The organism is Intrasporangium sp., assembly GCF_036566125.1.
Lineage (GTDB): Bacteria > Actinomycetota > Actinomycetes > Actinomycetales > Dermatophilaceae > Intrasporangium.
On the sequence record NZ_DATCWX010000211.1, the window covers coordinates 1 to 8,295 of the forward strand.

Sequence of the window (8,295 nt, forward strand, 5' to 3'; positions counted from 1 at the left end):
GCCCTTGGGGGCCTTGCCGGAGGGTGACGTGCCGGCTACCTGACCCCTGCGGACGTTTGAGTCCATCGAGTCGCCCACATCGACGCTGAAGCCCGCGCGCTCGAGGATCCTCCTCGCGTCGCTCACCGACCGCCCGGTGACGTTGGGGATGTTGACCTCGTCGCCCTTGGTGATCTTGTCCGAGGGCTCCTTGAACTTCATGACGGGCAGGCCCTCGTGGGCCCGGTTCATGATGCCCTTCCAGATTGGCGCGGCGATCGATGCACCGTGCATCACCGGATAGAACTGGCCGCCGACGCGGACGTTGAACATCTTCCGCTTGTTGCCATCGTCCGGCGTGCCGACCCAGACCGCCGTGACGAGGTTCGGCGTGTAGCCGACGAACCACGACTCGTTGTTGGAGTTCGACGTTCCGGTCTTGCCGGCCGACTGGCGGCCGTCGAGCTGGTTGCGCTGGCCCGACCCGTTGGTCATGTTGTACTCGAGGAACTTGTCCGTCCCCCGGACGTAGTCGGCCTTGGCGACCTGCTCGCACTTGGTCTTCGGCGCCGCCAGCGTCTTCGAGCCCTGGGTCACCTTGGTGACGACGACCATCGAGCAGCGCTTGCCATCGGCGGCGAGGGTTGCGTAGGAGTTGGCCACGCCCTGCGGGGAGACCTCGGCGGCACCGAGGATATAGGCCGGCGCGTACTTCGGCAGTGGCTTGCCGTCGGCCTGGTGCAGGCCGAGGCGGTTCATCGTGTCCCACACCTTGCAGCCACCGAGTTGCTGGGCCAGGGCGACGAACGCCGTGTTGGTCGACAGGGCCGTCGCCTTCATCAGGCTGATCGATCCCCCGCCAAAGTCCGTGTCGTTATGGACCTGCCAGGGCGCTCCGGGTCCGCAGCCCTTGGCGAACTCGCGCGGCAGGTAGGTGGCAGCCTTTTTCCCAGCAGCCTTGGCCTTGACGCTCGCACTGGTCGTCATGCCTGACTCCATCGCCGTCAGCAGTGAGAAAGCCTTTGCCGTCGAGCCGAAGTGGAAGCCGCTCGAACCGCCCCACTGCTTGTCCAGCGCCCAGGAGATACCGGTCTTGCCGCGGCTCTGTTTCCCGACCGTGTACTCCGTGTTCTGCGCGAACCCGAGCACCTTGCCCGTTCCCGGCTCGGTGACGTACGCGGCGGCACCGACATCGGACTTGTCGCCGATCGGGACCTTCCGCGTCACCTCCTCCTGGACGATCTTCTGGATCTTCGGGTCCAGCGTCGTATGCACCGTGAGGCCGCCCGTGCGCAGCAGGCGTCGCCGCTGCTCCACGGTCTTGCCGAGCTCGGGCATGGTCTCGACGTAGTTGATGACGAACTCGCACCAGTAAGGGTAGGGCGACGCCAGGCAGGTGCTCTTGGCCTCCGACACCTTGAGGTCCTGCTTGATGGTCCGCTTCTTCGCGGCCTGCCAGTTCGCGTCGTTGATGATCTTGAGCTCGTGCATCCGGTCGAGGACCACGTTGCGTCGCGCGAGCGCCCGCTCCGGGTAGTTGACCGGGTCGGTGGTGCCCGGGTTCTGGGTCAGCCCCGCCAGCAGGGCCGCCTGCGACAGGATGAGCTTGCTCGCGGGGACGGAGAAGTAGTGCCGAGCTGCTGCCTCGACGCCGTAGGCCTGGTCACCGTAGTAGACGAGGTTGAGGTACCCCGCGAGGATCTCATCCTTCGTCATCTGCTTCTCGAGGGTGATCGCGTACTTGACCTCCTTGAGCTTGCGGAGGTAGTCCTTCCGGACCGCCGCTGCGGCGGCCTCCTCGTCGCCCTGGTTGAGCGCCGTGTACTGCAGCGAGATCTTCACGTACTGCTGGGTCAGCGACGATGCGCCGGATGTCGTCGCGCCGGTGCGGACGTTGGCGATCGCGGCCCGCACGACGCCCTGCAGGTCAAAGCCCCCGTGATCGTAGAAGCGGTGGTCCTCGATCGCGACCTGCGCCTTGCGCATGATCGGGGCGACCTGGTCCAGCGGGACGATGATGCGGTTCTGCTCGGCCGGGGTGGCGATGACCTTCCCGTCGGCTGCCAGGATCCGCGACTGCTGCTTCAGCGGATCGGTCTTGAACTCACCCGGGAGCTCGTTGAAGATGTCGACGCCATTGCGGGCAAGGGCACCGGTCGCTCCGACCGCGGGCATGAAGAGCCCAGCAGCGAGGAGGCCGAGCACCATCGCGGCAGCGACGAAGGCGCCGAGGAGGCTGATGACACCGCCGATCGACGTGGTCCGGGAAGACGACATGGGCTCAAGGGTAACGGGTGGGACCGACGTATCAGGCCTCGCGATTTGCGCCTCTGTGCCGCGTATGGCCCCATTCCTGCTGGTCAACGGGTGACTAGTCACCTCGACACCATCAAATGATGCATACGGCCTATGTCCGGTTCGGACCAGTGCTCGTAATGTCTCGTTTGGGCCGAAGGGGGCCTGGTCTGGATCGGTGGGACGGTCTGGATCCAACTCGGCGTCGTGGGAGGCGTCGAGCGGGGAGGGGTAAAAAGAATGAGTGTCGCCACCATTTCGACAAGTTGGGTCGACGAGTGGGCCAGTCAGGCAGCGTGCACCGGGCAGGACCCGGACGCGCTCTTCGTCCGAGGCAAGGCGCAGCATGATGCAAAGGCGGTCTGCAAGACCTGCCCAGTGCTGGCGCAGTGTCTGGCCGAGGCCCTCGACAACCGGACGGAGTTCGGGGTCTGGGGCGGGATGACCGAGCGGGAGCGGCGAGCGCTGCTCCGCAAGCGCCCGGACATCACGTCCTGGAAGACCGCGCTCCGGACGTCGATGGCGGCTCAGGCCCAGTCCGCGTAACGGGGACGCTGGCGGGGAACAGCAGGGCGCTGAGCCCTCGGGGGAAGCAACACATCGGAACCACTTGCTGGGTCGTGATGACGGGGATCACGGCCCAGCAAGCGCGTTGCCGATCTCACGCAGGTTGTCCAGGTCGTGGACGTCGCGGTTCAACGCCGGGATCTGGACGACTGGCACATCCGGGTGCGCTCTCGAGAAACGCTCCGCGAGCTCGCGCTGTCGCTGTGCGATCGTCACGACTGCGGCGTGGAGGCGGAGCAGGCCGGCGGCGTTGGCGGCCGACTTGGGTCCCCCGCTGTCCTCGAGCGCCTCCGCGACGGCCAACGCGCGTGAGGGCGTGAGTGCCCCCGCCGAGACGCGACCCATGCGGTTGACGACGAGCCCGCTCAGCGGCATACCGTCCGCTTGGAGGCGGTCGACGAAGAAGGACGCCTCACGCAACGCGTCGCGCTCCGGCGCCGCCACGACGAGGAACGACGTCCCCTGGCGCGACAGCAGCTGGTAGGTGAGGTCGGCTCGCTCGCGGAACCCGCCGAACATCGTGTCGAGCGCCGCGACGAAGGACTGCACGTCGCCGAGGAACTGACCACCGAGGATCTTGGCCATCGTGTTGCTGACGAGCTGGACACCGAGGCCGAAGACCTTGAGCCCCGCGCGGCCGCTCGCCTTGGCCGGGGCGGTGAGCATCCGGATGAAGCGCCCATCGAGGAAGCTGCCGAGCCGGTTGGGTGCGTCGAGGAAGTCGAGCGCCGATCGTGAGGGCGGGGTGTCGACGATGATGAGGTCCCAGCCGTCCGGCATCGAGTCGGCCGTGGCCTTGAGCTGGCCGAGCTTCTCCATCGCCATGTACTCCTGCGTCCCGGCGAAGGAGGAGCTGACCGCCTGGTAGAAGGGGTTCTCGAGGATCTGCTCCGCCTTGCCGGGGTCGGCGTGGGCGATGACGACCTCGTCAAAGGTCCGCTTCATGTCGAGCATCATCGCGTCGAGGCTGCCGCCCTTCGACGTGTCGATCCCGTCAACCGGTCGCGGGGTGTTGTCGAGCTCGCTCAGGCCGAGGGCCTGAGCCAGGCGCTTGGCCGGGTCGATCGTCAGCACGACGACCCGCCGGCCGGCCTCGGCCGCGCGCAGGCCGAGGGCGGCGGCCGTCGTCGTCTTGCCGACGCCTCCGGAGCCGCAGCACACGACGATCTCGACCCCCTTGTCGGCGATCATCGCGTCGATGTCCAGCCGGGGAGCCGACTGCGCGGCCCGGGCGTGTGCGGAGGTCTGGACGGGCGGCTCGTCGCGAGCGGTCGTTGCCGTCGTGGTCATTCGATCAGGCCTTCCTCCACGAGCCCGTCCCACAGGATGTCGGCCAGCTCGCGGACCGACCCGGAGTCGACCCCCTCGGGCAGCGCTGGGAGCAGCAGGAGCGGCAGGCCAGTCTGCTGCAGGAGGGCCAGCTGCTCGCTCTCGAGGTCGACCCGATGCGCGTGGTCGTGGGCCTCCTCGAGCAGCCCGTCGACGAGCTCGGGCGTCACCTTGACACCGGCCTCCGTGAGCTGGCCGGTGATCGAGGGCTTGTGCAGCCGACCGGTGCGGGCCTGTTCGAGCGCCACGTCGTCGAGGAGGGGCGGCCGGACCATGTTCACGATGATCGCGCCGACCTGGAGGTGCTTCGCCCGGAGCTCCGAGATGGCCTCGAGGGTCTCCTGGACCGGCATCTCCTCGAGCAGCGTGACGATGTGTACGAGCGTCTGGTCGCTCTCGAGGAGCTCCGTGATCGAGCCGGCCTGGCTGTGGATCGGACCGACCCGGGCAAGGTCGGCGACCTCCGAGTTGACGCTGAGAAAGCGCCCGATGCGCCCCGTCGGCGGGGCGTCCATGACGATGGCGTCGTATGCCGCTGGGCTCGGTCCCCGATGTTTGCCGTCCTTGCGTCGTCGGTTGGCTTCGTAGAGCTTGCCGATGACGAGGACGTCGCGGACTCCTGGCGCAATGGTGGTGGCGAAGTCGATGGCCCCGAACTTCTCGAGGAGCTTGCCCGCGCGGCCGAGCTTGTAGAACAGCTGCAGGTACTCGAGGAGGGCGGCCTTGGCGTCGACGGAGAGCCCGACGATCTCGCCGCCCGACCTCGGGCGCGCGATCCGGGTCTCCTCGGTGCCCAGCGGGGGCACGTCGAAGGTTTGGCTGATGCCCTGGCGACCCTCGACCTCCGCGAGGAGCACCCGCGTGGCCGGAGTCGTCTGGCGCGAGGCCAGCGCGATGGCCAAAGCCGAGGCGGCCGTCGTCTTCCCCGTCCCGCCCTTGCCGGTGACGACGTGCAGCCGGACGCGCTCCCAGGTGCGCGCACCGGCCGCCTCGGAGGCGGTCGCACTCGCAGTCGTCACACCGGCACTCTATTGCCCCGCGAACCCTGAACCCCCGGCCCTCCATCTCGCGGTTTGAGGTAAACGCGCCGGTGCGTCAGCGGCGCGTCTACCTCAAACCGCGATGGCGCCTCGCAGGGCGAGTCCCGCCTCGACCTGCTCCATGAACTCGTCCTCGTGGAGTCGGAGGCCGATGTTGGCGATGCGCAGGACCGTGTCGTTCGTCAGGGCCACCCGGTTCTGGCGCAGCTGGTCATCGACCGGCGCCAGCCCCTTGAAGTGTTGGACGCCGTCGATCTCGACGACGAGTCCGCAGTCCCAACGGACGTCGAGGTACACCCGCCCCTTGGCGTCCTGGCGCACCTGCTGACGCACCGGCTCCGGAAGACCCCGCGCCCGGCACAGCTTCGCGAAGTCGAGCTCGCCCAGCGACCGGACGCCAAGGGCGAGGTCGCGAATGACACCGCGGACGAACGCTCGGCGTTTGCGTCCCCGCACGTGCTTGGACGTCTCGAGCAGCTGGTCGGGCGTGCACAGGCCCTGCTGGATGGCCATGATCATGAGGAGGGCCGCCTGTCGGTCGCTGACCGCCCAATGTGCTGCCCGGATCGCTGCGACGTGCGCGCGTGTCCGGGGCAGGCTGACCCGCACGACCTCGTCCGGCGAGCGGCGGGTGATCTTGTGAACACGCACTCCGGCGAGGCGCTTGACCCGGTGAGAGTGGACGACCGAGACGTGGATCGTGTCCTCGTCGAAACCGGTGAGCCCCGCCGCTTGCAGGGCGGTGACGCCGTCGAGGCAGGCGATTCGTTCTCCGATCTCCCAGATGCTCTGCCAGCGCCGCTCTGTCTCCGAGAGCGATCGCGTGTGGATCGCGATGGTCTGGAGTCCGTGAACTGCCCACCGCTCGGCGCGCAGCTCCGCCCGGATGTCTGCGTCCGTGACACCGGCAGTGCGCAGATCGGCCCTCGACACGACACCGCCGTGCAGCTCGGCCAGCTCATGGGCGATGCGACGTCGCTTCGGTCGGTCCATGTCCCGAGGCTTGCGTCGACCAGCGGCGCCGTGGGACCGCTGCCGACGGCCCTGTGGACGAGGCGACTCGGCGATCCAGGGATGTGGACTGCCGCGCACCCCCCTGCGGTTTGAGGTAGACGCGCCGGTGAGCCAGCGGCGTGTTTACCTCAAACCGGGGAGGGGAGGGAGTCGAGGGCGGCGAGGACGCGGGGCCAGGCCGGGCTGTCGGGGTCGATGACGGAGAAGTGGCCGGCGTCCGGGATCACGTCGAGCCGGACGTCACCACCGAGCCGCCGGGCCTCGCGAACGTAGGCGTCAGTGACCGAGACGGGGACCTCGCGGTCGAGCCCTCCGTGCACGAGCCGGACCGGAACCCGTGGCGGCAGCTCGCTCATCGGGTCCGCCGCACGCCAGGCGTCGACCTCGATGGCAGGGTCGCCGAGGAAGTCCCGCGCCGCATCCGCCCCGAGGTGCAGACGATCCGTCGCCTGCAGATCGACACAGCCGGCCAGGACGACGACGCCGGAGAGGCGGTCGGCCCAGGGCTGGTTCGCGGCCCAGGCGACGAGGTGGCCGCCGGCGGAGTGGCCCATGAGGACGAGTGGCCCGGGCAGGTCCGGATCGGCGTCGACCGCTGCGACCAACGCAGCGAGGTCGTCGAACGTCCCGGGCCAGCCGCCCCCCGGCATGCCTGCACGACGATATTCGCCGACGGCGACGTGCCAGCCGTCCTCGGCCAATCCCACTGCCTGGGCCGCCGCGTGCGATCGGTCATGAGACGCCCGCCAGAATCCGCCGTGCACCACCACCACCGTGCCCGCGCGGACGGAGGTCCCACCCGAGGTGGTGCGACGGCGGGAGGAGGGGAACCGCACGTCATAGACCTGTGCGGGCTCAGCGGCATACGGCCTCGTGTCGTCCGATGGGGGAGCCGGCCTCTCGAGGACGTCGTCCGCGTGGGGGTCCATGCGGTCATCGTGCCAAAGTGGCGCGAAGTAGGGTGAGGCTCATGACCACGTGGGAGTACCTCACCGCCCCTCTGCTCATCCACAACACGAAGCAGATCCTCGACAACTTCGGCGCCGACGGGTGGGAGCTCGTCCAGATCGTGCCCGGGCCCGACGGCACGAGCCTCGTTGCGTATTTCAAGCGGCCCAAGGGAGCCTGAGCCATGACCACCGTCGAAGAACGCCTCTCCGAGCTCGGCCTGACCGTCCCTGAGGTCGTCGCACCGGTTGCGGCCTACGTGCCTGCCCTGCGCAACGGCAACCTCGTCTTCACGTCCGGCCAGCTGCCGATGCGCGATGGCAACCTCGAGGCCACCGGCAAGGTCGGCGACGGCCACGGGCTCGTCCCGGCGGCCGATGCCAAGGCTCTCGCTGCGCTCTGCGCCCTCAACGCGATCGCTGCGATCAAGTCCGTCGTCGGTGACCTCGAGAAGGTCACCCAGGTCGTCAAGGTCGTCGGGTTCGTCGCGAGCGACCCGGGCTTCACCGGCCAGCCCGGGGTCATCAACGGCGCGAGCGAACTGCTCGGCACGGCATTCGGCGACAAGGGAGCGCACGCCCGCAGCGCGGTCGGTGTCGCGGCCCTGCCGCTTGACGCCCCTGTGGAGGTCGAGGTCACCGTCTCCGTCGCAGATTGAGCAGCGTCATGGCGTCTGCCTCCGAGAGCCGCCCGGCGCGGTACTTCCCGATCACCCGGCTGAGCGGCGTCAGCGAGCTCGCGCTCCGGTGGCTCGGGGGCGAGCGCTGGCAGGAGGCCAGGCCGCGGCAGGCGAGCACGGTCATGCTCGTCCGCGACGGCGAGCGCGGGCCTGAGGTGTTCATGCTCAAGCGCGTGTCGGGGATGGCGTTCGCGCCGAGCATGCACGTCTTCCCGGGCGGTGGGGTCGACGCGCGCGACGGCGATGCCGGGCTCCCGTGGGCCGGCCCGTCACCGGCGGAGTGGGCGGAGCGGCTCGGGTGCACGCCCCCCGAGGCCCAGATGTACGTCGCTGCCGCGGTCCGCGAGGTCTTCGAGGAGGTCGGGGTCCTGCTGGCCAGCGCGTCCACCACCGGGCCGCTCGTCGACCCACACGACGAGACGTGGGCCGGGGTCCGCGAGCGGC

General features: G+C 69.0%; 9 protein-coding genes. 4 read left to right on the plus strand and 5 right to left on the minus strand.

Annotated elements, in window-relative coordinates; all coding sequences use genetic code 11:
• The coding region (locus tag VIR15_RS13010; protein ID WP_331928268.1) for a penicillin-binding protein at positions 1-2,256 on the minus strand (2,256 nt) is incomplete at its 3' end.
• A gap of 258 nt (positions 2,257-2,514) precedes the next feature.
• Between VIR15_RS13010 and VIR15_RS13015 the strand changes: the two genes are divergently transcribed.
• The gene (locus VIR15_RS13015) at positions 2,515-2,820 is read left to right on the plus strand and encodes a WhiB family transcriptional regulator (protein WP_331928270.1); all 306 of its coding nucleotides are present in this window, start codon (positions 2,515-2,517) and stop codon (positions 2,818-2,820) included.
• Between the two features lie 87 nt (positions 2,821-2,907).
• On the opposite strand, the gene bagB is transcribed toward VIR15_RS13015, so the two are convergent.
• The 4 genes from bagB to VIR15_RS13035 form a co-directional block, all read right to left on the minus strand.
• A complete protein-coding gene (gene bagB / locus VIR15_RS13020; protein ID WP_524538100.1) occupies positions 2,908-4,131 on the minus strand; it encodes an ATPase BagB in 1,224 nt (407 codons plus the stop codon).
• The gene (gene bagA / locus VIR15_RS13025; protein WP_331928272.1) at positions 4,128-5,189 is read right to left on the minus strand and encodes an ATPase BagA; all 1,062 of its coding nucleotides are present in this window, start codon (positions 5,187-5,189) and stop codon (positions 4,128-4,130) included. Before bagA ends, bagB begins: the two co-directional genes overlap by 4 nt.
• 93 nt (positions 5,190-5,282) lie before the next feature.
• Positions 5,283-6,203 (minus strand): putative endonuclease domain-containing protein, encoded by a 921-nt coding sequence (locus VIR15_RS13030; protein ID WP_331928274.1) that lies wholly within the window; start codon positions 6,201-6,203, stop codon positions 5,283-5,285.
• Between the two features lie 149 nt (positions 6,204-6,352).
• Complete coding sequence (locus tag VIR15_RS13035; RefSeq protein ID WP_331928276.1) at positions 6,353-7,153, minus strand: alpha/beta hydrolase family protein; 801 nt, start codon at positions 7,151-7,153, stop codon at positions 6,353-6,355.
• Between the two features lie 41 nt (positions 7,154-7,194).
• Here VIR15_RS13035 and sp36 point away from each other — a divergent pair, with 41 nt between their 5' ends.
• The 3 genes from sp36 to VIR15_RS13050 form a co-directional block, all read left to right on the plus strand.
• A complete protein-coding gene (gene sp36 / locus VIR15_RS13040; RefSeq protein ID WP_324143726.1) occupies positions 7,195-7,353 on the plus strand; it encodes a Sp36 family protein in 159 nt (52 codons plus the stop codon).
• Between the two features lie 3 nt (positions 7,354-7,356).
• The gene (locus tag VIR15_RS13045) at positions 7,357-7,830 is read left to right on the plus strand and encodes a RidA family protein (protein WP_331928280.1); all 474 of its coding nucleotides are present in this window, start codon (positions 7,357-7,359) and stop codon (positions 7,828-7,830) included.
• A gap of 8 nt (positions 7,831-7,838) precedes the next feature.
• The coding region (locus tag VIR15_RS13050; protein ID WP_414654960.1) for an NUDIX hydrolase at positions 7,839-8,295 on the plus strand (457 nt) is incomplete at its 3' end.

Excerpts from the sequence above, each read along its gene's own strand:
- VIR15_RS13015 (WP_331928270.1), top strand. The coding sequence starts at position 2,515 with ATGAGTGTCGCCACCATTTCGACAAGTTGGGTCGACGAGTGGGCCAGT.
- bagB (WP_524538100.1), bottom strand. The coding sequence starts at position 4,131 with ATGACCACGACGGCAACGACCGCTCGCGACGAGCCGCCCGTCCAGACC.
- VIR15_RS13030 (WP_331928274.1), bottom strand. The coding sequence starts at position 6,203 with ATGGACCGACCGAAGCGACGTCGCATCGCCCATGAGCTGGCCGAGCTG.
- VIR15_RS13035 (WP_331928276.1), bottom strand. The coding sequence starts at position 7,153 with ATGGACCCCCACGCGGACGACGTCCTCGAGAGGCCGGCTCCCCCATCG.
- sp36 (WP_324143726.1), top strand. The coding sequence starts at position 7,195 with ATGACCACGTGGGAGTACCTCACCGCCCCTCTGCTCATCCACAACACG.
- VIR15_RS13045 (WP_331928280.1), top strand. The coding sequence starts at position 7,357 with ATGACCACCGTCGAAGAACGCCTCTCCGAGCTCGGCCTGACCGTCCCT.